At 41.1% G+C, this 23822-nt stretch carries 20 protein-coding genes; 11 read left to right on the top strand and 9 right to left on the bottom strand.

Translation table 11 applies throughout. The annotated features are described in order from the left end of the window. Window positions 1-190 precede the first annotated feature (190 nt). Window positions 191-1153: a TIGR01212 family radical SAM protein gene (locus ACWIB3_RS16365; protein WP_454292155.1), complete on the top strand. Its 963-nt coding sequence runs from the start codon at window positions 191-193 to the stop codon at window positions 1151-1153. Window positions 1154-1202: 49 nt separating this feature from the next. Here the strand turns inward: ACWIB3_RS16365 and ACWIB3_RS16360 are convergent, their stop codons facing one another. Further along, window positions 1203-1670 (bottom strand): pyrophosphohydrolase domain-containing protein, encoded by a 468-nt coding sequence (locus tag ACWIB3_RS16360; RefSeq protein WP_454292153.1) that lies wholly within the window; start codon window positions 1668-1670, stop codon window positions 1203-1205. A gap of 74 nt (window positions 1671-1744) precedes the next feature. Then, window positions 1745-3205, bottom strand: a complete 1461-nt coding sequence (locus ACWIB3_RS16355) for a pseudouridine synthase (protein ID WP_454292152.1) — start codon at window positions 3203-3205, stop codon at window positions 1745-1747. Window positions 3206-3711: 506 nt separating this feature from the next. Here ACWIB3_RS16355 and ACWIB3_RS16350 point away from each other — a divergent pair. The 9 genes from ACWIB3_RS16350 to ACWIB3_RS16310 all read left to right on the top strand — a co-directional run bounded on the left by ACWIB3_RS16350 (window position 3712) and on the right by ACWIB3_RS16310 (window position 15014). After that, window positions 3712-4389, top strand: coding sequence for a lytic transglycosylase domain-containing protein (locus ACWIB3_RS16350; protein ID WP_454292151.1), 678 nt, complete (start codon window positions 3712-3714; stop codon window positions 4387-4389). Window positions 4390-4857: 468 nt separating this feature from the next. After that, window positions 4858-7005, top strand: coding sequence for a cytochrome-c oxidase, cbb3-type subunit I (ccoN, locus tag ACWIB3_RS16345; RefSeq protein WP_185213489.1), 2148 nt, complete (start codon window positions 4858-4860; stop codon window positions 7003-7005). A 24-nt stretch (window positions 7006-7029) separates the two neighbouring features. Next, window positions 7030-7227, top strand: coding sequence for a hypothetical protein (locus ACWIB3_RS16340; protein WP_454292150.1), 198 nt, complete (start codon window positions 7030-7032; stop codon window positions 7225-7227). Further along, entirely contained in the window at window positions 7224-8135 is a 912-nt protein-coding gene (locus tag ACWIB3_RS16335; RefSeq protein WP_454292149.1) for a cbb3-type cytochrome c oxidase N-terminal domain-containing protein, read from the top strand. Before ACWIB3_RS16340 ends, ACWIB3_RS16335 begins: the two co-directional genes overlap by 4 nt. Before the next feature lie 16 nt (window positions 8136-8151). After that, window positions 8152-9552 (top strand): cytochrome c oxidase accessory protein CcoG, encoded by a 1401-nt coding sequence (ccoG, locus tag ACWIB3_RS16330; protein WP_454292148.1) that lies wholly within the window; start codon window positions 8152-8154, stop codon window positions 9550-9552. 1 nt (window position 9553) lies between these two features. Further along, window positions 9554-9979 (top strand): FixH family protein, encoded by a 426-nt coding sequence (locus tag ACWIB3_RS16325; RefSeq protein ID WP_454292147.1) that lies wholly within the window; start codon window positions 9554-9556, stop codon window positions 9977-9979. A 1-nt stretch (window position 9980) separates the two neighbouring features. After that, window positions 9981-10673 carry a sulfite exporter TauE/SafE family protein gene (locus ACWIB3_RS16320; protein ID WP_185213493.1) on the top strand — a complete coding sequence of 231 codons (693 nt, stop codon included), beginning with the start codon at window positions 9981-9983 and terminating at the stop codon, window positions 10671-10673. 90 nt (window positions 10674-10763) lie between these two features. Further along, window positions 10764-12233 carry a cardiolipin synthase gene (cls, locus tag ACWIB3_RS16315; protein WP_185213494.1) on the top strand — a complete coding sequence of 490 codons (1470 nt, stop codon included), beginning with the start codon at window positions 10764-10766 and terminating at the stop codon, window positions 12231-12233. Between the two features lie 78 nt (window positions 12234-12311). After that, on the top strand, window positions 12312-15014 hold the full coding sequence (locus ACWIB3_RS16310) for a carboxypeptidase-like regulatory domain-containing protein (protein WP_454292146.1): 2703 nt from the start codon (window positions 12312-12314) through the stop codon (window positions 15012-15014). A 66-nt stretch (window positions 15015-15080) separates the two neighbouring features. Here ACWIB3_RS16310 and ACWIB3_RS16305 read toward each other — a convergent pair whose 3' ends face one another. The 3 genes from ACWIB3_RS16305 to ACWIB3_RS16295 are packed head-to-tail and all read right to left on the bottom strand — an operon-like array spanning window position 15081 to window position 18673. After that, a complete protein-coding gene (locus ACWIB3_RS16305; protein WP_214648523.1) occupies window positions 15081-15920 on the bottom strand; it encodes a DMT family transporter in 840 nt (279 codons plus the stop codon). Continuing rightward, a complete protein-coding gene (locus ACWIB3_RS16300; RefSeq protein WP_093094871.1) occupies window positions 15920-16903 on the bottom strand; it encodes a YihY/virulence factor BrkB family protein in 984 nt (327 codons plus the stop codon). Before ACWIB3_RS16300 ends, ACWIB3_RS16305 begins: the two co-directional genes overlap by 1 nt. 3 nt (window positions 16904-16906) lie before the next feature. Next, complete coding sequence (locus ACWIB3_RS16295; RefSeq protein ID WP_454292145.1) at window positions 16907-18673, bottom strand: AMP-dependent synthetase/ligase; 1767 nt, start codon at window positions 18671-18673, stop codon at window positions 16907-16909. A gap of 180 nt (window positions 18674-18853) precedes the next feature. Between ACWIB3_RS16295 and ACWIB3_RS16290 the strand changes: the two genes are divergently transcribed. Continuing rightward, on the top strand, window positions 18854-19357 hold the full coding sequence (locus ACWIB3_RS16290) for a hypothetical protein (protein ID WP_185213497.1): 504 nt from the start codon (window positions 18854-18856) through the stop codon (window positions 19355-19357). Between the two features lie 378 nt (window positions 19358-19735). Here ACWIB3_RS16290 and ACWIB3_RS16285 read toward each other — a convergent pair whose 3' ends face one another. The 4 genes from ACWIB3_RS16285 to ACWIB3_RS16270 form a co-directional block, all read right to left on the bottom strand. After that, window positions 19736-20443 carry a hypothetical protein gene (locus ACWIB3_RS16285; RefSeq protein ID WP_313259070.1) on the bottom strand — a complete coding sequence of 236 codons (708 nt, stop codon included), beginning with the start codon at window positions 20441-20443 and terminating at the stop codon, window positions 19736-19738. Window positions 20444-20636: 193 nt separating this feature from the next. Further along, window positions 20637-22373, bottom strand: coding sequence for a M61 family metallopeptidase (locus ACWIB3_RS16280; RefSeq protein ID WP_454292144.1), 1737 nt, complete (start codon window positions 22371-22373; stop codon window positions 20637-20639). A 40-nt stretch (window positions 22374-22413) separates the two neighbouring features. After that, window positions 22414-22911, bottom strand: a complete 498-nt coding sequence (locus tag ACWIB3_RS16275) for a dihydrofolate reductase (RefSeq protein ID WP_254528175.1) — start codon at window positions 22909-22911, stop codon at window positions 22414-22416. 19 nt (window positions 22912-22930) lie between these two features. Then, the gene (locus tag ACWIB3_RS16270; protein ID WP_185213501.1) at window positions 22931-23752 is read right to left on the bottom strand and encodes a thymidylate synthase; all 822 of its coding nucleotides are present in this window, start codon (window positions 23750-23752) and stop codon (window positions 22931-22933) included. Window positions 23753-23822 lie beyond the last annotated feature (70 nt).

Raw genomic sequence — 23822 nt, 5'->3', positions numbered from 1 at the left:
ATCCATCCTGCTCCTGGAATATCCTCCCATCCCATTAATCCTGGTCCGTTCCCAGTTCTTGGTCCATCCTCTCATCCATTTAATCCTGGTTCAAAACCATCCTTTCCATCCTGGTTCAAACCAAATTTCCCACAACTCCCTTAAACTCAAATCATTTATTTCTTTCAAAATTCCTTATCTTTGCATTTCAATGGGTACACAATTAGATAATGGTATTAAGCCTTATAACCACTATGGGGCTTATCTGAAAGAAAAATACGACGGACAACGGGTGTTTAAGGTTATCGTAGATGGTAATTTTACCTGTCCGAACCGTGATGGTAGCAAGGGTTATGGTGGATGTACCTACTGCAATGTAGATTCTTTTACGCCTGATACGGCCCGTAAAATCCCATCGATCAGGGAGCAGGTAGAAAATGGTATCGAACGCGCGAGAAATAGCTATGGAGCTGAGAAGTTCATTATCTATTTCCAGCCAAATACCAATACCTATGCACCGACACATCTCCTGAAGATGATGTATGATGAGGCCTTGAGTATCTGTCCGGAACATACCTTGGGTCTTTCGGTCGGTACGCGTCCGGATTGTTTGGATTTTGAGAAGATAGCATTATTGGAAAGTTATACCGACCGGTATGATGTGGACCTGGAAATGGGCATGGAATCGATCTATAATGATACCTTGGAACGCATCAACAGGGGATGTTCGCACGATGAGTTTATTTCGACGATGAAGATGTTGGAAAATACCTTCTTGGAACTCTGTGTTCATACGATCTTTGGCTTTCCTTGGGAAACGGAGGAAATGATGCTGAAGTATGCCGATGAAATCAATAAGCATCCCAAGATCAAGTTTGTGAAATTGCACCACCTACATATCGTGGAAGGTTCTATCATGGGTGTGAAATATAAGCGTGAACCATTCCATTTGTTCAGCATAGAAGAGTATACCGATTTCTTGGCCAAGTTTATTCCATTATTGAGGCCTGATATCATTATCCAACGGATATTTGGTATTGCAGATAAGGAATTGCTGATTGCACCTAATTGGGGATTTCCTAAATCGGGTATTCAGACCAAGATTGATAAGGGATTGGAAGAAAGAGGAGTGAAGCAAGGTTCGGCCTATAGAGAAGCTGACCTGACGATATAAAGAAAAAGGATGCCAATTGGCATCCTTTTTCTTTTAAGCTTATGTTTTATTATTTCTCAACGATGGTCTTTAGATCAGCTGGAGAGTAATAAATTGATTTTAAGGTCTTGTCATCGCCTTTTCTGAACACCAAGTATTTGCCATCGATTTCCTTATAATAAGATTCGACGCCTTTGGCTAGGTAATGTTCTTGGGTTTCTATGGCTTCCTGTTCCGTTTTGCAGGCTTTGCTCATGTTAGAGCGCTGAACTTCATTGAACAGGTCATTGAATTTATCCTTTAATCCAAATTCCAAGATGGCTCCAGAAAGTACATATTGAATATCACAAAGGGCATCGGCGATCTCTACTAGATCTTTGTCCTGAATAGCCTCTTCAAGTTCTTTCAATTCCTCAGCGATCAAGGATACTCTCAGATTGCAACGAGTTTCTGAAGGGATTGTAGGTTGATCTAAAATCGGGTGCTGAAATGTTTTATGGAATTCAGCCACCGACGTTAAACATTTAGGGTCTGTCATATCAAATCTAATTTTTTTAAAAATACGAAAGTGGGCTCAAATAAAAAAGGCGCAATCCAATTGCGCCTTGTATGCTATTTCATTAAATGCTTTAATTGGATGATTTCCTTCTCTTCAAGGTATCTCCAACGTCCGCGAGGAAGATCTTTTTTGGTCAGGTTTGCATAAACCACACGGTCAAGTTTTTCAACTTCGTAACCTAGGGACTCAAATATGCGTCTTACGACCCTATTTTTACCACTGTGGATCTGAATGCCAACTTCCTTTTTTGAACCTCCTACAACGAAGCTAAGGTCGTCTGGTTTGATAAAGCCATCCTCCAGTTCAATACCGAATTCGATCTTGTTGAAATCTCCTTGGCTAAGGCTCCTGCTCAACTCCACATTGTAGATTTTGCTGATGTTATTTCTTGGATGGGATAATTTCTCAGCTAGGTTGCCATCGTTGGTCAACAGAAGAAGACCGGTGGTGTTTCTGTCCAAACGTCCTACTGGATAGATACGCTCTTTAGTCGCTTTAGAAACCAGTTGCATAACGGTTTTGCGCTCTTGAGGATCATCTGTGGTGGTGATATAATCTTTTGGTTTGTTCAAAAGGACATATACCATTTTCTCACGTTTCAGACGTTCGTCGTTATATCTGATTTCATCTTTGGCAGGATCAACCTTGGTTCCTAATTCAGTAACCACAACACCGTTTACTGAAATAACTCCAGCTTCGATCAGCTCATCAGCCTTTCTACGTGAACAGATACCTGAGTTAGAGATATAACGGTTCAAACGGATCAAACCATCATCCTCAGCGTTGAAGTTTTTCTCTTGCTTAGGTTTTCTGAAGTTGTCTTTGCGGAAGTCGCGATCTGATCTTTCATCATTGTCACGGGTAAAACGTTTGTTTCCAAAGTCCTTTCCTTTTCCATCAAACTTTTTATATGGACGGTCTGAGTTGAAAGGTTTTTCAAACTTACCATCTCTATTGAATTTTGAGTCCTTTCCGAATTTTGAACCTCTTTTAGGTGTAGCTTCATCGCCGTACCTTGATTTTCTTTCCGGTCTTTCCTCTCTATTGAATTTTGAATCTCTATCTGGTCTAGCATCTCTGTCAGGTCTAGCATCAGCTCCGAATTTGGAGCTTCTGTCAAATTTGGCGTCTCTTCCGAATTTGGAATCTCTGTCAGGTCTAGAATCTTTGTTGAATTTATTGTCTCTTCCGAACTTGGAGCCTCTGTCAGGTCTTCCGTCTTTATTGAATTTGGAATCTCTGGCAAATTTAGAGTCCTTGTTGAATTTGGAATCTCTTCCAAACTTGGAGTCTTTGTCAAATCTGCTTTTGTCAGAATTTGAGTCACGATTAAATTTATCGGATTTGTAACTTCTCGATGAATCGAAGGATGATTTATCGTCCTTTTTGTTGTTTCTGAAGCCGTCTGAACTGCTTCTTGATTTTCTGGAGTTGTCGTCTCGACTGTTCCTTTTGCTATTGAATGGCATAATTCGAAAAAATGAGCCACAAAGATAGGCAATTTTTTCACTCATTCAGCATTTAAACACAATACTTTGTTAAATATTAGATTCCTTATACAATAACATTGCTTAAAACTCGCTTTAAGCTCAATGGAGGCCTAATAATCTAGTTTATAGCGATTTAGGGATTGTAAGGAAAAACTGAGGGAAATTGCAGCTTCTTGGTTGCTAGGATTGTTTGTTTCTTCGTTTCAAAACCTCAATATAGGTCAATATATGTTTGCATGAGCTTTTGAAGAATAAAAAATAGCCCAAAAATGTTACAATTTGAGGTTTTCTTGAAAAAGTAGTTTAAAGTGGTTTTAACGTAGGTTTTACTTGGTTTTAACTTTAATTAACTTTCTTTATTAATACTATTGTTTGTGCGTTAAAGTAATAAGCTGTACTTTTGGAGCTTGATTTTTCACCAAGCTACTTTTTGATCGGTTTAAACAAGTTCCGTGGATAGGGTGGCAGTAAGGGAATGAATGGTTAAAAAAAGAGTATTATGTAGTAGTGCGCTTTTGATGTTAATGTTAATGTCAAACTTGTACTCCAAACCCCAACCAGAGATGGCCGATCCTTTTAGAAAGGCATTGGACCACTCGATGAAAGCCAATATTTCGGAAACATTGGCTAAAAAAGAGGCAGAAAACGACCCCTATAGTCAGCTCTCTTTTGCAGAAACTGATATTCCATTGGAAGAAGTTACTGTACAGAAAAAACTAGACAAGTACCTGAGTAGGTTTGCTTATCTAAAAAAGCCCTCACATCACATTCACAAAAAAGCGGATCAATTACTTCCCCGCATTGCAAAAATCCTGAAAAGTTATGGTGTTCCTGAAGACTTCAAGTACATTGCTGTAGTTGAAAGTAGCCTGAACCCGAAAACAACTTCTCATAAAGGAGCTGGTGGCTATTGGCAATTTATGCCGGCAACTGCCCGTTTATATGGATTGAAAGTGAATGGTAGTGTGGATGAGCGCTTAGACTTGATTAAGTCTACACATGCGGCAGCAAAATATCTGAAATCATTGTACAAAGAGTTCGGTGATTGGACATTAGCGGCAGCAGCTTATAACGTTGGTGGCGGAAGTTTGAGAGCTTCCCTAAGAAGACAAAAGAAAGACAATTATTATGACTTGAAATTGAATTCGGAAACTGCAGCCTACGTCTATAAGATCATTTCCATGAAAGCAATCTTGGAAACGACATAAAGCGCGAAAGCCTAATTTTATGAACAATACCAAATCAGGAAACCCAGAGGTTTCCTTTTTTTGTGCCTTATTTAATAGGTATATTATCACTAAACAAATACTTGAAAATTAATATGCCTAATCATCCTATGTTTAGTAGAATTTACCTAAATTTAAAATAATGAAATCCCTTTCGGGGATTTTTTGTTGACCTAATGAAAAGCGTATTGAGTGGATTGGAGGAAAACTAAAGAGAAGCTATTTGCCGTATCCCAATTTTTCGAAAAGATCAGGAATTGAACCTGGTCCTCAATAAGATTATGAAGACCTAAAGTACCTATTACACCTTCTTTTTGGTTATCCGTTTTTGCGATTGCCACTTTCCTAAATAAAAAAGTGATTGAAATCACATTTTCTTGCTTCTCATTATCATTAGAATGTCATGGGCAGACTGGTAATTTTGAATCGTTAACTTAATATATAAGAATAATGCAGGTAGAGCAATTTAATTATGACAACAAGATTGTCAGAGATTTTGGAATCGCAACTGTAATCTGGGGGATCGTCGGGATGACTGTCGGGCTAATCGCAGCCTTGCAGTTGGTATGGCCAGAGGTAAACTTTGGACTTCAATATTCCACATTCGGACGTATTCGACCTTTACACACCAACGCAGTAATCTTTGCCTTTGTAGGAAATGCCATTTTTATGGGGGCTTATTATTCCATGCAGCGGGTTTTAAAGGCCAGGATGTTTAGCGATTTACTTAGTAAGATCCACTTTTGGGGTTGGCAATTGATCATTGTAGCCTCAGCAATTACCCTTCCGTTAGGCTTGACCAGTTCGCATGAATATGCAGAAATGGAATGGCCAATTGACCTTGCCATTACCATTATCTGGGTAGTGTTTGGTATCAACATGTTCGGAACGATCATCAGACGTAGAGAAAGACATATGTATGTGGCCGTTTGGTTCTACATTGCGACTTTCGTTACGGTTGCCGTTCTTCACATCGTGAACTCCATTCAGATGCCAGTGGGTATGTGGAAAAGTTATTACGTTTATTCAGGTGTTCAAGATGCATTGGTACAATGGTGGTACGGGCATAATGCGGTAGCATTCTTCCTTACGACTCCTTTCTTAGGTCTGATGTACTACTTCTTGCCTAAGATGGCTAACCGCCCTGTATATTCCTATAAATTAAGTATTCTACACTTCTGGTCCTTGATCTTTATCTATATCTGGGCCGGACCGCACCACTTATTGTATACCTCTTTACCAAGCTGGGTACAGTCTTTAGGTGTTGTATTCTCCATTATGTTGATCGCTCCAAGTTGGGGTGGTATGATCAACGGTCTATTGACCTTACGTGGTGCATGGGATAAAGTTAGGACTGAGCCTATCTTGAAATTCATGGTTGTAGCACTGACCTGTTATGGTATGGCAACCTTTGAAGGACCTATGTTATCCTTGAAACAAGTTAACGCTATTGCCCACTTTACGGACTGGATCGTTGCACACGTGCATATCGGTGCCCTAGGATGGAACGGTTTCATGACCTTCGCTATCCTATATTGGTTGATCCCTAGGATCTATAAAACGCAACTGTACTCTAAGAAATTGGCGAATGCCCACTTCTGGATCGGTACATTAGGTATTTTGTTCTATGCTATTCCTTTATATTGGGCAGCAGTAGTACAAGGTTTGATGTGGAAAGACTTTACGCCAGAAGGTGTATTGAAATACCCTAACTTCTTGGCTACTACCTTGGAAATCCTTCCAATGCACATGATGCGTGCTGTAGGTGGTATTCTTTACCTTACAGGGGTAATCATGATGACCTATAACTTGGTTAAGACCATCAAAACAGGTTCTTTGGTTGCCAATGAGCCAGCAGAAGCACCGGCATTGGAGCCTATCCAAAAAACAGAAAAATCTGCTCACCGTCGTTTAGAGCGTAAGCCTATCCTGTTTATGGTGTTGTCATTGATCGCTATCCTTATCGGGGGTATCGTGGAGATGATCCCAACCTTTACAGTGGCCAACAACGTTCCTAAAATTGCTTCGGTGAAACCGTATACCGCTTTGGAATTGACCGGACGTGACCTCTATATCCGTGAGGGATGTGTGAACTGTCACTCGCAGACCATTCGTCCATTCCGTTCGGAAACTGCACGTTATGGTGAGTACAGTAAGGCTGGAGAGTTCGTTTATGACCATCCATTCCTATGGGGTTCGAAACGTACCGGACCAGATCTTCACCGTATCGGTGGTAAATATCCGCACAAATGGCACTATGACCATATGTTGGATCCAACCATCACCTCGCCAGGAAGTATCATGCCTCCATATCCATGGTTGATCGAACAAGATATCAACTACAAATACCTAACCGGTAAGATGAAGGTGATGAAGAAACTAGGGGTGCCTTATTCGGATGATGAAATCAACAATGCTGTTGAACATGCAGAAAAGCAAGCACAAGCCATCGTGAAAGATTTAGCTGCAAACGATGTTCAGGTTGAACCAAATAAAGAGATCGTTGCGATGATCGCCTATCTACAACGCTTGGGTACAGACATCAAAGCTGAGCCTAAGAAAGCAGATGACGCGAATAAAGTAGCAGAAAACAATTAATGTAACACAAAAAAAGAAAGAGCTATGTGGAGACAAATCACAAACTTACATGGAGATGAGATTTACTTGATCATCTCGCTGTTAATCTTCTTGACTTTTTTTATCCTGGTAGCCATTTTGCTGTTTACCATGAAGAAAAGCTTTGTGGATTACATGAAAGGATTACCATTTGATGAATCCGATAAACAGAATGATAACTTACCTGAATCTGAACGTATATGAATCTAATATTAATACTGAGCAGTGTATCAGGAACGCTGATTGCGATTGGTACAGGCAACTTATATAACGATATTTTCTATCTAGCCGTATTCTTCGTATTGATCGCTGTATTGGCTGCTGCCATCACCATCAACAAGGCCTTGAGGTCTATGTTGAAGGTGACCATGCCAGAGGTTGTCAAAGAAGAAGAACGCCAAAAAGCGGAAAGGAAACTGTCCAGAAAGAATTACTGGAAGAGCACATGGAACTATATCATGGGCTTGAAACCTCTGGAGGAAGAAAAAGACATGGTGATCAAAAACCATGAATACGATGGAATTGAGGAATTGAACAATCCTATTCCGGTATGGTTCAACGCCTTGTTCTATTCTTCTGTAGTCTTTGCGGTGGTATACCTATTGATTTACCAGGTATTCGGTTGGGGATTGAACCAAGACCAAGAATACGAACGCGAGATGGCAAAAGCAGAGATTGAAAAACAAGAGTTCTTGGCACAGTCTGCAAATTCCTTTGATGAAAACACCATCGAGGTGGATGAAACTGGAACGCTGGCAGCAAATGGTAAGGCATTGTTCACAATGAACTGTGCTGCCTGTCACGGTGCAAATGGGGAAGGTACCATTGGTCCTAACTTGACCGATAGGTTCTGGTTGCACGGTGGCGAGATCAAGGACATCTTTAAAACCGTAAAATATGGTGTTCCGGAAAAAGGAATGGTGCCTTGGGAACAAACCTTGACACCAGCGCAAATTGCAGAGGTAAGTAACTTTATCCTCACTTTGAGAGATACCAAACCTGCAAATCCAAAAGGTGCAGAAGGCGTTGAAGTCACTGCATACGAAAGTGAAGGAGGTGCTGCTCCAGCTGCTGAAGGCGAAGCTCCAGCAGATAGTACAGCAACAAAATAATAAATATTAAAAAATCATGGGAACAGTAGTAAATGAATCCAATCAACAAAACCAAATAGATAAATCGAAAAGAAAATGGATATACGCTAAGAAACCTAGCGGGCAATTCTTTAACTATCGACAGGTTGTTGGCTACGGATTACTACTGTTCTTCTTTTTAGGTCCCATCCTAAAAATAAACGGAAACCCTTTCTTGATGTTCAACATCATTGAAAGGAAGTTCTCCATCTTTGGTAACATCTTTTACCCACAAGACTTTCATATCTTCCTGTTTGGGATGCTGATCGTATTGGTCTGTATCGTCCTGTTTACTGCTGTCTATGGCCGTGTATGGTGTGGTTGGACTTGTCCGCAGACCATATTTATGGAGCTCATATTCCGAAGGATCGAATACCTGATCGAAGGTGACTGGACCCAACAGAAAAAATTGAATGAAGGTCCTGATACCGATGTCAAGGCTTGGAAGAAGTTTCTGAAGCACACTGTTTTTCTGCTGATATCCTTTATCATTTCCAATCTGTTCCTTTCCTATATTATTGGGGTGGATGCACTTTACAAGATCGTCACAGATCCTGTTGAAAACCATATTGTAGGTTTCCTATCTATTATTGTTTTCACCTTGGTGTTCTATTTCGTGTTCGCATTTGTCAGAGAGATCGTTTGTACCCGTATCTGTCCTTACGGTAGATTGCAGGGGGTGCTTTTGGACGACAACTCCGTTACAGTTGCCTATAATGTGAAAAGGGGAGAGCCAAGAGGAAAAATCAGAAAAGATTCTTCTGAAGAGAAAGGCGATTGTATCGACTGTAACCTCTGTGTGAATGTATGTCCTACTGGGATTGATATCCGTAAGGGGCCTCAATTGGAATGTGTTTCCTGTACAGCCTGTATCGATGCTTGTGATGCCGTTATGGATAAGATTGACAAGCCAAGACGTCTGATCGGATTCTATACTTTGGCAGAAGCAGAAGGCACGGAAACGGAGGATGCAGGTAAGAGGAAGAATACCAGAGCGGTCATATATACCGGAATTCTGGTGGTATTGATGGGGATCTTTGGTTTTATGATCTTCAGTCGTTCTGATGTAGATGGTCGTCTATTGCGTGCAAAAGGCAGTACCTACCAAAAACGTGACGATGGAACGGTGACCAATTTGTACACCTTGGAAGTGATCAATAAAACGAGTAAGGACCTAGACTTCGACTTGGTTAGTGCCACGGAAGGGGTCAAAATTCAGGTGGTGAATCCTATTTCCCATTTGAACCGTGAAGGAAGTGCGAAATTAAGCTTATTTTTGATAGCAGACCAGCAGTCCATCAAACAATATAAAACTGACGTGAAGGTGGATATCAAGGTTGGTGATAAAGTTTTAGAAACCATGGAGACGACATTTATTGCGCCTCCAGCAAAAAATTAAAATGAACTGGGGATATAAGATAGTATTTGGTTTAGGGGCATTTATGCTATTTATTGTTGGTGCAGGGATCTATATGGTCAGTCATGATTCAGATACCTTGGTCGAGTCAGACTACTACGAAAAAGGGCTGAACTATGATGAAACTTTCCATAAAAAAGAAAACCTGCTCGCAGATCATGCTAAACCAAGACTTCAATTGCTCAAAGACAGCTTACTGATTGAGTTTTCATCTGCTGGAAATAAAGGAACCCTGAAGTTTACCCGCTTGGATGACAAAAACCTCGATCAAGTATTACCTTTCAATACAGCTAACAATCAGTTTAAACTGCCTGTAGGTAGTTTCAAGAAAGGGAATTGGAAATTAGAAATTGACTGGCTGCATTCGGATAAATCTTACATTTCCGATCACGCCGTGTTTATTCAATAAAATGACTTATCATTATCTGGCGTTTTTTATGGGCCTTTTGGGCAGTATCCACTGTGCGGTCATGTGCGGTCCGCTGCTGCTTGCCGTTCAGGCAGGGCAGAAGATCTCCTGGAAAACGACTTTTAATAAATTACTCTATCAATCTGGCCGCATCCTGACCTATGGATTATTAGGCCTGCTGTTAGGTGTACTTGGAAATGCAGCCACTATCCAAGGTTGGCAGCAGGGTTTTAGCCTGGTTACCGGTATTATCCTTTTTGCCATTGGTCTTTTCTATATGTTTGGCAAGAGTTCATCGAAACTCGCATCCATTCAGACCAAAGCCATCCAACCTTTTGCAAAGTTTATGAGCAAATGGCTGTATAGGCCTGGAGGAAGTTTTATAGCCGGTATACTGAATGGTATCCTGCCTTGTGGAATGGTCTATATGGCCTTGGCATCTGCCGTAAATGCAGACTCCTTGACCAATAGCTTTCTTTTTATGTTACTGTTCGGCCTAGGTACCCTACCTTTATTGCTGGTGTTTTCTTTTGCCGGCAACTTCCCGAAACGTATCTTCAAGACCAGTTTTTCTACGGTATTGCCCATCTTGTTCCTGATTATGGGTGCTTGGTTCATCTTGAGGGGAGCTAACCTAGATATCCCATATTTGAGCCCCTTATTGCACATGGATGGTGCAATGAATTGTGCATAATTGATTTTCTTTCCTATCTTGTATGGAAGCCTTGTTTTTTGTCTCAAAACAAATACGGGCTAAGTTGGTTATTAGAGATAATTTCTATCTATGCAGGAGCACTTAAAGACCGTTTTACATTTTCTGGAAATATGGGGCTGGATCCCATTAACGATAATGTATGTTGGAGTAATCATAACCATCTTAATTGAAAACCGAAATCCTACCAAAACCATTTCTTGGGTACTAGTCATCGTTTTTATCCCTTTTGTGGGGCTAATCCTATATTATCTTTTTGGACAGAAGTTTTCTAAGGTCAAAAAAATGAAACGGATCAACCAGGAACAGACCCTGCGGTTGAAAAAGGAATTCCAGCGGTTGGAGCCATTGATGCAATGGTCCATTCGGAATATACAGAGCAAGATCGGCGACCTATCCCGAGTGTATTCTTATCTCAAGAATGAAAAACTCTCCACACCGACCTTAAATAATGAAGTAACGCTCCTGGTCAATGGTGAACAGATGTTTCCTGCACTTTTGGAATCCCTGGCAGCAGCCAAGCATTCCATCCATATGGAGTTCTATATCTTTGATTTGGACAATATTGGTACCCAAGTCCTGGACTTACTGGAAAAGAAAGCCAATGAAGGGATAATTGTCCGGCTGATCGTGGACAGCTTCGGCTCGCCAAAGGTCGTTCGGTACATGCGGAAAAAGAAAGATAGCAAAATAGAATTCCAGGCTTTCTTACCTGTGACCTTTACCTCGTTGGCAAACTCCAACTTCCGTAATCACCGGAAAATTGCGGTGATCGATGGCTTTGTATGCTATACTGGGGGTATCAATATTTCAGATCGCTATGCCAACCCGAATGAATTTGGTCTGTATTGGCGAGATACCTCGGTGAAGATCGTTGGGAATGTGGGGGCTATGTTCCAGATCAGCTTCTGGAACCAATGGAACCAGACCGACGGCAAACCCTTTAAGTTGGATGATGGATATCTTCGTGAAACTCCTGTTGTGACCGATCAGTTGAGTGCTGTGGCATTGTCTTCCAGTGACCCTGGTTCTATCGGTCCATTTAATATGGAAGCATTGCTCATCAGTATAGGAGAGGCAAGTGAAAGCATTAAATTATGTACCCCATACTTTATTCCTTCAGAAGAATTATCTACCGCACTTAAAACGGCAGCAGCAGCCGGCGTAGATGTCGAATTGATGATCCCTGCTGAAGGTGATTCCTGGTTTGTTCAACATGCAACCTTTTCCTACCTCAAACCACTTCTGGAAAGAGGAGTAAAGGTCTACCAATATGAAAAAGGTTTCTTACATGCGAAAACCTCGATTATTGATGGCAAAATTGCCTATGTAGGAACTGTAAACCTTGATTTCCGAAGTTTTTATATCAATTATGAAGTTGCTGCTGTTATCTCCAATCGAGATTTCTGTAGAGAAATGGAAAAGCAGTATGATATTGACCGTGAAAATTGTGTGCTGATTACCATTAAGGATTGGAAAAAAAGAAAAGCTTGGAAGAGAGGAGTGGATTCCCTTTGCCGATTGCTTGCGCCATTGCTGTAGGTATCTGTTAAATTTCCTTAAGGCTTCCCTCGTTCCCTAAAAATTCAATATATTTAGCTTTTTCAAAATTAAATATTGATGAAGTTAACTAATCGTTTACTTTTAGCCGTCGTAATTTTTACCTCATTATTTACCACAGCTAAGGGCCAAGAAAAACCTGCAATTCCAATCAATACTGCAGTAGAAAATGTTCAAAAATATTTCTCGGTTTACCCAGTGGAAAAAGTGCATTTACACTTTGATAAGCCATATTATGCCGTGGGAGATACATTGTGGTTCAAAACCTATCTAAATACAAATCTATTTAATTACGACCCGAGCAAGATCGTTTATGTCGATGTCATCAACAGCAGGGACTCTCTGATGCAGACCCTAAGGATTCCCATGCAGGAAGGTGCGGGAAAGGGACATTTGGTCCTTGATCCTCAGTTTTGGTCTCAGGACAACTATAGGTTCAGGGCTTATAGCAAGTGGATGATGAACTTTGATATGGGCTACTTTTTCAATAAGGTAGTTCCAATTGGTGATGCAATCAATAAAAAGATGGGTGCCAATATCACCTATCAACAGGAAGGAAACCGAACCAAAGCCACCATTCAATTCAGAGGTCCAGATGGACAGGCATTAGGTCGTAAAAAATTGAATTGGGAAGCCAATGATGGTTGGGATGCCTTTGATAAAGGAAAGGCTGAAACGGATGACCTCGGTCGGATCACGATCAACCTATCCCATAAGGAAAAAGATAAATTCAAGACTGGCCGATTGGTTGTTCAATTGGATGAAGGACAGACAGGTCAATATTCTTTGGCGAATGCCTATCAAGATGTAGATATTCAGTTTTTCCCAGAAGGAGGGGACCTTATCTCTGGAGTTTCCAAAAAGGTTGCCTTTAAGGCCATGGAATCGGGTGGCTCATCCGTTCCGGTTAAAGGGAAAATCATCGATAGCAAAAAGAAAGAGATTGCCAGCTTTGAAGATCTAGGCATGGGTATGGGGTCATTTACAATGATTCCTGTTTCCGGAGAAACCTACAAAGCTGTCGTGACCTTAGGTAATGGAATCGAGAAAACTGTGGACCTTCCGGCCGTTGTAGACGATAAGATCAACGTCGTGGCTGTTTCTCAGGATAATGAATTTATCAACCTAGGACTAGTTACCAATGATCAATATTTCAGCTCCATCCAAAACAAACCTTACTATGTTTTTGGTCAACTGAATGGACATTTGATCTATGCTGCCCAAGCTTCCATTAAAAGTCCGGCAGTATCGGTTAGAATTCCTTTAAAGGAATTACCGAACGGTGTCGTACAGATTACATTGATGACCCCTGATGGACAACCTGTATCCGAGCGTTTGGTGTTTATCCAACCGCAGGAACTGATCGGAATCCAAGTGTCTACTGATAAAACGGACTATGCAAGAAAGGATCTGGTGAAAATGAAACTGAACCTGGATACCAAAGTGGATAGCCTGCCTGGGAACTTCTCTGTTGCTGTCATCGATGAAAGCAAGGTACCTTACAATGATGATAATGATAAAGGTATTGTCAGCAATATGTTGGTTGCCTCGGATTTAAAGGGTTATATCGAAAAGCCAAACTATTACTTCAATCCTAAAAACGAAAACAGATTGGAAGCCTTGGATGCCTTAATGTTGACCCAAGGGTTTAGAAGGTTTGAATATAAGGATCTGGTGAGTGGAAGACTACCGCAAGTGAAGTTCATGCCTGAACAAGGAATTACGATCACTGGCGTCCTTCGCCAAAATACCGGACGTGTCCAGCCTAATGGTGGTTTATTGTTGAATATCCCAGGAGCTGCTATTAAAAAAGATGCTTATACTGATAATTCAGGTAGATATACATTCGAAAACCTAGTCTTTTCGGATTCCCTGAAAGCTACCTTGAATGCTCGAGGTAATGACAACTTCAGAAGTCTGGTAATTACCTTGGATCCAACGCTATTCCCAGAGATTGATCAAGCTAATCCAAATAAGGCCGCAAACATCCAGAATATCGATGAGAACCTAAAAGCATACCTAGACAATAGCAAAAAGGAATTCAGGACGCATAACCTGATCGAGGAAGTCGTGGTAACAGCAACCCAAGAGAAAAAGCAGACCAGTAAGGACTTCTCGGCATTGACGGGGCTTTCCATGCCTGAACACCGTATAGAAGGAAGCCGTTTCAATGGCTGTAATGTCTTGAGCATGTGTTTAAATACGATGTTGACAGGGATTACCTATGATGTCAATACCCAGAAATATTATATCACCAGAAATTTCAACCAAGGCAGCCGTGTACCCGTACAGTTCTTCCTGAATGGTATGCCAATAGACGAGCCTTCCATCAACTCGATTCAGGTAGCTGATATCGAGGCTATCGAGATCTTTATGCGTGATGACCTGGGTACCGTAAGAAACCTGTACAACAATGATGGTGTAGTTTCGATCATCACCAAGAAAGAGAAAAAACAACCTCGTATGACCATGGCACAGATTGAAGCCATGTTGCCTAAATCAAACGTAATCGACTTCTATCCGCTAGGATATGTGAAGGAACGTAAATTCTACGAGCCGAAGTATAAAACAGCAGAGTCAAAAAATACCAATGACTACAGAACAACAGTTTATTGGAACCCAGATGTACGTGTAGATTCGAAAGGTGAAGTTAACCTGGAATTCTTCAATGCTGATGGAACCGGTAAATACAAGGTAGTCGTGGAAGGTAATGACCTTCAGGGAAATGTCGGTAGACAGATCTACTATTACAATGTGAAATAACGAATTTCCTTATAAACAGAAAGGGCAGCAATTAAGATTGCTGCCCTTTCTGTTGTTATACAAAAATTATTTGCTAGTCTTTACCCGCATGTTGAATAGAATGGCCAGGATAATCAATCCAATTCCCAATAGGGAATATAAACTGTATGTTTCTTCGAAAAAGAAGAATCCAATGCCCAGTGCGTAAACCACACCTAGGTAAGTTAAACTCGATACCTTTGAAAGATTAGCGGTCTGATACGAAAGCGTCATATAATATTGGGCCAATTGGGTTAAGATACCCACCAATAACAGATAAAACCAATCAATGCCCTGTGGTGTTTTCCAATCGAAAATACTATAGATTCCGACAAATGGAATCGTGATCAATGGAAAGTAAAAAATGATAACCAAGGGATGCTCACTGGTTTTGATCTTCGCAATGATATTATAGGCAATGGCTGCAAACAATGCAGACATCAAGCCCACCGCCAAATCAAAATTGGATATCCTGGAATCAAAACCCTTCATCATCAAAACACCTGCGATCGCCATTCCAAAGAACAGAAACTGAATAGGCTTCACATACTGTTTGACCATGAAGATCCCCAGAATGGTCGTAAATAGAGGAGCTGTATAATTGATGGTCACTGCAGAGGCCAATGGGATATTCTGCAAGGTATAAAAAGAACCTACCAACCCTAAACAGCCGGCAATTCCCCTTGCAATCAGCAATTTCTTATTATTTCCAAAAACAGGGATGTTTTGTTTTCTCAGGATGGCATAGGAAGCCAGTAGACTGATGACTGAACGGAAAAGTACCACTTCCATGGTAGGAAGATGCGAAACCAACTTGACACTAATATTCATTAGGGCGAAGAAAAAGCCCGCCAATAACATGTATTGGATGCTTTTTTGATCTTCCACTACTGAACTGGGTCGCTATGTTTCTTTACTACTTCCCTAATTCCAGTTTCAGGGTCAATTTCCAATTCCGTCTGTTTTACTAACACAGCAAATGAAGCTGGTTGAATTCCTTTGCCATATTTGATGGCGTATTCTTTCGTAAACTCGGCTCCAAAGTACAGAATGGCAGCAGAGTAATAAACCCAGGCCAATAAGATAATAATGGATCCTGCGGCTCCATACGAGCTGGCAGTGATGTTCTGTGAAAGGTATAAGGAGATCAGGAACTTACCGAACATAAATAACAAGGCGGTAAAAAGGGCTCCGCCCAATATATCCTTAAATCGAACCTTCGCATCTGGAAGGAAGGCATAGATAATTCCAAATAAAGACGAGATCACCAAAAAGGTAATGGCCGTATTCACCCAATCGATCAAACTGATATCCCAATTTTCCATAAACTGATTGAAATAGCTCGTCATCACGCCAATCAAACTGGAGATAATCAATGATGCCAATAACAGGAAAACAAGTCCTAGGATCATGGAGAATGAAATCAACCTGTTGATGATCAATTTCAACCAACCTTTCTTAGGTTTAGGCTTTACTTTCCAGATGGAATTGATTGAATTTTGGATATCCACAAAAATAGTGGTCGAAGTGAACATCAAGGTGCCTGCACCGACGATGATTCCAATATTGGAGCGGCTAGAAAGGGATAGATTATGTACGGTAGATTCCAGCAAGGTGGCTATTTCTTTTCCAAACAATTGATTCAGCTCATCAATGACCTGCTCACGCGCACCTTCGCTACCATCTAGGGCACTGCCATAGAAAAATCCCAGTGTCCATGTTAAAATCAACAGAAGTGGACCAATCGAGAATACGGTGTAATAGGCAAGTGAAGCGGCTAGCTTCATGCAGTTGTCATCAGCAAATGCATTACCTGCATTCAATAGTAGTTGCCAGAATTCCTTTATCTTGGTCCAAATTGTTTTTAGCATAGATTATCCCTGTTCAGAATAGATTGATTTTATTACCTCTTCATTCTTTTGCAGGATAACTTTACGTTTAAGGCTTAACTTCGGAGTCAACTCACCAGCGTCGATGGTCCACTCTTTCGGCAACAACTTAAACTTCTTCACCTGCTCCCAATGCCCAAAGTTAGCCATTGCCTGTGATATAACCTGTTCGTATTTAGATAAAATGTCGGTATTCTTGATCAAGTCCTCTTTTGAACTGAAGCTGATCCCTTTGTGATTGGCATATTTTTCAAGCTCTTCATATGCCGGAACGATCAATGCCGCTGGGAAACGTTGGTTCTCACCAATGACCATCACCTGGGCAATCAGGGTAGATTCCATCAATTTATTTTCTAAAACTTGAGGGGCAACATATTTACCTCCCGCGGTTTTGAACATCTCTTTTTTACGATCGGTGATTCTCAAGAAACCATCTGGAGTCAGTTCACCAATATCGCCGGTATGCAAATATCCATCTTCGGTAAAGGCTTCTTTGGTCGCCTCATCGTTATGGTAGTAGCCACTGGTCACACTTGGTCCTTTTACCAGGATCTCTCCATCCTGAGCGATCTTAACATCCAGGTTGTTCAATACGCGTCCAACTGTTCCAAACTTCACATCTTCTTCCTTCCAGGAGTTCACGGCAATTACCGGGGAAGTTTCGGTCAATCCGTAACCTTCCAAAACCTTGATGCCTGCCGCCCAGAACACCCTTGCCAAACGCTCCTGCAAAGCTGCACCACCAGAAATAATCAATTTGATGTTTCCACCTAATGCGTCCTTCCATTTTGAAAAGATCAATTTCCTGGCAATGCCCAATTGGAAGTTGTAGAACCCGGAGTTCTTTTTAGGTTCTTGATAACGTAAGCCCAAGTTCAATGCCCAGAAGAACAATGATTTCTTGATGCCGGTAAGGTTCTTGCCTTTCTCAACGACCTTATCATATACTTTTTCCAATACACGTGGTACTGTCGTAAATAGATCTGGTTTTACATCATTGATGTCGACCACGATATTATCCAGGTTTTCCGCATAATAGATCTGCACCCCTTTGGAAAGGTACAGGTACACTACCATTCGCTCAAAGATGTGGCATAATGGCAAGAAACTCAATGCTTTCTTGTATTCATCGGTCACCAAATGGTTACATGCCTCCACATTGGAAATGATATTGTTATGGGATAGGAAAACACCTTTGGGTTTACCCGTTGTGCCTGAAGTATAGATCAAGGTCAATAGATCCTCAGGTTGCACTGCGTCTCTATGGACTTGCAGGTCCTGGTCGTTTTGTTTACCAAGTCCCAAAACTTCAAGATAGTTCTTGCGGTCTTGGATATCATCAAACGTAAAAACCTCTAACTCTTGGTTGTTCTCCTTCAATGCCAGGTCAGCTTTCTTCGCAAGTTCTTCATTGCTTACAAACAAAAGCTTTGCGCCAGCATCATTCAGGATATAGATGAGGTCCTGATTGGAAAGGGTAGGGTATAAGGGCACTGTCGCCACACCCAATTGGTTACAGGCAAAGTCAATGAAATTCCATTCCGGTCTATTACCGGACATCAAGGCAATACGATCGCCTTTCTGAATCCCTTTTGCCAATAATCCCTTACTAATATTATCGATGATTTCTACAAACTCTTGGGTGGAATAGGTCTTCCAACCATTCTTTGAGCGGCCAGCAACCATGATCTCTTTGGAAAATTCCTTCTGATAGTTACTGATTAAATCAAATAATCTTTTATTATTGCTCATAATGTTTATCTCCCCTTAAAAATACAAAATTGGTTATACATATCTAGGTAATGACTAATATATAATTTTTTAAAGAAAAACTATGCTTGCAGAATAATTTTTGACTTTACTTATACCGAAAATCGGTTTTAAGCGTTTAAAAAATTAATAGTACTTTTGAGGAATAGAAATTTGTTTTCAATGAAAAAAATCTTACAACTAACACTAGTTTTTATCGCTTTTATTGCATCAACTAACCTTGCCAACGCGCAGCTGCAATCTCAACATGCCATCGGTGCCAGATTTGGTTCGGCTACTGGATTAACATATCGTTATACAATGAATCCTAACAAGGCTTTGGAAGGAATTCTGAGTATTCAGGGCAACTCGGAATACAGCAGGTTCCGCTTGGTAGGTCTCTATGAAAACCACTTGCCATTGTACAATGATTTCTCCTGGTTCTGGGGATTCGGTGGTTCGGTAGGTTCATATACCAGTAAAGCATTTACCAACAAAGAAGGGCAACGTTTTGACAAACATTCCGAAATGGCCCTGAGTGTTGATGGTATCGTAGGGGTGGAATACAAAATTCCGCAAGCTCCACTAGCATTGTCACTAGATATCAAACCTTATTTCGACTTCCTTCAAGAAAGCGGATTCAGGATTTGGGATGGAGTGGGATTCTCCATAAGATACACGTTTTAACAACGAACAAGGCCTTGCTTCAAAAAGCAAGGCCTTGTTCGTTGTTACAGTATTTAGTAATAAGTATTTAGTATTTAGACCTAGGGCTCCGTCATCGTTACTTTGTACTCCATAATATCATTCAGCAATTCTGAAAATGATATTGTTTTCCATTTAGTAAGGGTAAATAGGAAGCTATACAGTCTAACTATTAATTACTAAATACTTTAGTAATAAGTATTTAGTAGTTAGACCTAGGGCTCCATCATGGTTTCTTTGTACTCCAAAATATCATTCAGCAATTCTGAAAATGATATTGTTTTCCATTTAGTAAGGGTAAATAGCAAGCTATACAGTCTAAATACTAAATACTAAATACTAACTACTAACTACTAAATTCTAAAGTGCCTTCTCCGTATCCACCGCATTATGCTCCCGGTATACTTTTTCGCCAATTACGCCTTCGTCCCCGAGTGCCCTGCCTTTGATCAGCCAGGATATCCCGAACATCCAAAGGGCTAAGGCTTCAAAAACGAGGGTAGAATAGGGGAACAGCTTTAGAGGGACCATAACTACGCAAAGTATTATGCCATAGCCACAGAATCTGTAGATGCGGTTTTCATTGAACATACTGACCGGAATATCGGAGTTTTTCTGTTGCCCGATGGTAAAGACATTGATGGATAATAGGGCAAAAATGGAAAACAACACTGCCGCAAAGGCATAGTGTAACCAAGTTAAGCTAAAGTTGATCAAGGTACATTTCAGGCAGGAGTCCGAAATTGGATCTGTTGGGATAAATGCAACCCCGAAAGCCATGATCCCGGCAACATTCGTAAGTAAATTGTCGTTCTTGAGAATTGACCTGTTCCCATTTCCTTTATAGCAGATCAAAAACAAGCCTACAGCACATAATGTACCCGTAAAGATTTCCCGAAGGTTGGTATAGTAATAATGGCTGATGGAGGGCTGTATTTTGGTCGCAAAGAATTTAATTAAAGATAGCAGGACTAAAATGGTCGGGAGAAAAATCCCTAGATAACCAATTGCCCTTCGGAGACGCCGATAGGCATATAGGTTGTGGTTTTGAATGGGTTTTATTTGCATGGCCGTAATTGGTTAAACGGGACGGAACCTGAAATTGGTCTTAGGTTCGATTCTGTTAATTGTGTGCCATTAAAAATAAAGAAAAAATTCAAATAAATTATTGATAATGAGTGGTTAATTGCTTTGGATGAGCGAAAACAAAATACCCAGCAACGAAAGGGATTCGATTGCTGGGTATTTCTACTTTTCAAGATTATAAAGAAAGCCAGATATTACCTAACCTTCTTTGTTCTTCTGTGCTGTCTTCTTTTCTTTCAATAACGTAGGAAACTTTTTCACTAGCTTTCAACTGGATCGTGATTTCACGCATCAGGCCATCTCTAGCGACCAGGATCTGCAAAGGATCACCAATCTTGCTGTTGATCACAGCCTGGTCCAGTTCTCTACCCATAGGATCCAAGCGATTTCCGTTGACTGCCACGATTTCATCATCTACATTCAATCCATCCAGCCAAGCAGCGGAATTGCGGTCAACATTCTTGATGATGGTACGTCCATCCTGATGCGAAACCTTGATCCCTATGCTAGGTGTCTGGTTTTCCTTATTGATGTCAATGAACTGATAACCTATCGCGTTGAAATAAGCATTATAGTCAATTTCTTCTGTGGTATAGACTGCGTCAAAAATCTCCTTCAGGGAGATTCCGGAAACCTCTTCTGCCAAGTCTTGGAATTCCTTTTCGCTGATTCCCCTGTTCTCAATCAGGTAATATTTTTCATAGGCCGCTTTCAGGACATTGTCCAAACGTTTGCTGCCATTGGTCTTCGCAATGATGCTGATGTCAATCATCGTGGCCAACATAGCTCCTTTGTTGTAATAGGAGATGCTGACATTGGATGAGTTTTCATCGGGGCGGTATTGTTTGATCCAGGTGTCAAAACTGGAAAGTCCCACCGATTGAACCTTGTGTCCAGGGCGGTTCAATACCAGATTGAATTCCGAAACCAATTCATTTAGATACTCCTGTTCATTCCTAAATCCGCATCTACGCGTAATTAGGTTGTCGTAATAGGCGGTAAAACCTTCAAAGATCCATAATAATGGGGTGTAGTTTTCCACATCATAGTTGAATGGACCCAAGTTCGCGGGTCTCAAACGCTTGACATTCCATAAGTGGAAATACTCATGGGCTACCAAGCTCAAGAAATTATTATAGGTGATGTTATTGGAATAAGCGGACCTGGATGCTGCCAAGACCGTCGAGTTCAAGTGTTCCAAACCACCGTGCGAACTTTGATAATTATGGGTAATAAATACATATCGGTCATTCGGATTCGATCCCCAGATCGCCGTTTCTACTTCCACAATCTTTGTGATATCTTCTGACAAGCGATCTTTATCGTAATTGGCCGTTCCAACCATCGCAAATTCATGGGGTATACCCGCAGCATTGAACGTCCAGCTATCCTGATTACCGATCTCCAGCGGAGAATCAAAAAGGATATCGAAATTCTCTGCAAAGAAGAGATTGAGTTTGCCCTCTACCAATTCCAAACCTGTAGATATCTTTTTCCAGGAACTTGGCAGATCAACCTGAACCGTTGAAGCATGGTCCAAATAGCCGTCCACGAACAGGAAAGTCCCTGCTGGGCTGATAAAGGCATGTTGGTCATCCACAAAATTGGTACGCACGGAGCGTTCAAAGCTATAAACACGATAGGATACCTTTACCTGCGAACCCTTGGAATGAACTCTCCAGGTATTCTTGTTGATCTTGTCAAATTCAAGGAGGTTACCATTCGTATCTTCCATCTTCATCTGCTCCACGTTTTTTGCAAATTCACGGATGAGGTAGGAACCAGGTGTCCAGACCGGCATTTTGAGGTCAAGGTAATCTTGGTCAAATCCTTCAAGGATCATTCGGACCTCCACATAATGTGCCTGAGGCTCAATAAAAGATAATTGGAACTGTATACTGCTATTACTCATAATTCTTTAACGTAAAAAGGGAAACCTTGTTTGGCATCCCTTATTTTCTTTTATAAACTTCAAAAGTATAGTCGAACTTATGCTTTTCATCCTTCTGATGGGCATCTTGACTGACCAACTCCCATTCATTCTCTGGCAGTTCCGGAAAATAGGCGTCCGCATCCGGAATATTGGTGTGCACCCTGGTCAATAGGACTTCATCTGCAATGGGCAAGGATTGCTTGTAGATCTCTGCTCCGCCGATGATAAATATTTCCTGTTCATCCCTGCAATAATTAATTACCGCTTGGATGCTGTTTGCGACATCAACTTCCTCTGCCCTAAATTGAGGCTGTCTGCTGATGACGATATTCCTTCTGCCTGGCAAGGCTTTACCAATGGACTCAAAGGTCTTCCGGCCCATGACAATGGAATGATCCATGGTCTTGGCCTTGAAGTATTTGAAATCATTGGGTAAATGCCAAGGCATTTGGTTACCTTTTCCAATTGCATTATTCTCGGCTGCCGCCACAATAAATGTAACTTTAGGATAACTCATTTAAATGTTTTAGTTTTTATTATACAGCTACTGGAGCTTTGATATGCGGATGATGTTCGTAATTCACCAATTCAAAATCCTCAAACTTGAAATCAAAGATGTCTTTCACATCAGGGTTGATCCTCATTTGCGGAAGTGGTTTCGGATCGCGTGACAATTGCAGTTCGGTCTGCTCAAAATGGTTGCTGTAGATATGCGCATCACCAAGGGTATGGACAAAATCTGCCGCTTCCATATCGCATACCTGCGCCACCATCATGGTCAATAGGGCATAGGAAGCAATGTTGAACGGTACGCCCAAGAAAATATCTGCACTGCGTTGGTATAATTGGCAGGATAGCTGCGGTTTTAAGATCCCTTTCTCAGGTTGCGCCGGCGCTACATAGAACTGAAAAAAGGCATGACATGGAGGCAAAGCCATATTTTCGATTTCCGCAACGTTCCATGCCGAAACAATGATCCTACGGGAGTCCGGTGATTTTTTCAACTGATTGATCACTTGGCTGATCTGGTCGATATGACGGCCATCAGGAGTAGGCCATGAACGCCATTGTGAGCCATAAACTGGACCTAAATTGCCGTTTTCATCCGCCCATTCGTCCCAAATGCTTACACCGTTTTCCTTGAGATATTGGATGTTGGTCTCACCTTTCAGGAACCAGATCAACTCATGGATAATGGAGCGTAAATGTAACTTTTTGGTCGTTACAAGGGGGAATCCTTCTTTTAGATTGAAACGCATTTGATACCCAAATACACTTTTTGTTCCTGTTCCAGTTCTGTCCGTCTTTTCAACACCAGTCGTGTATACGTGTTCAAGTAAGTCTAAATATTGTTTCATTGGTTTCCCTTGATTTTTTTCTCCTACGAAGATACCCTTTTTTTTGAAATTGCATTTTGCTTTTTGGGGC

It is taken from the genome of Sphingobacterium sp. NPDC055431, from assembly GCF_053644255.1.
This window is presented reverse-complemented; position numbering and strand designations above follow the sequence as displayed.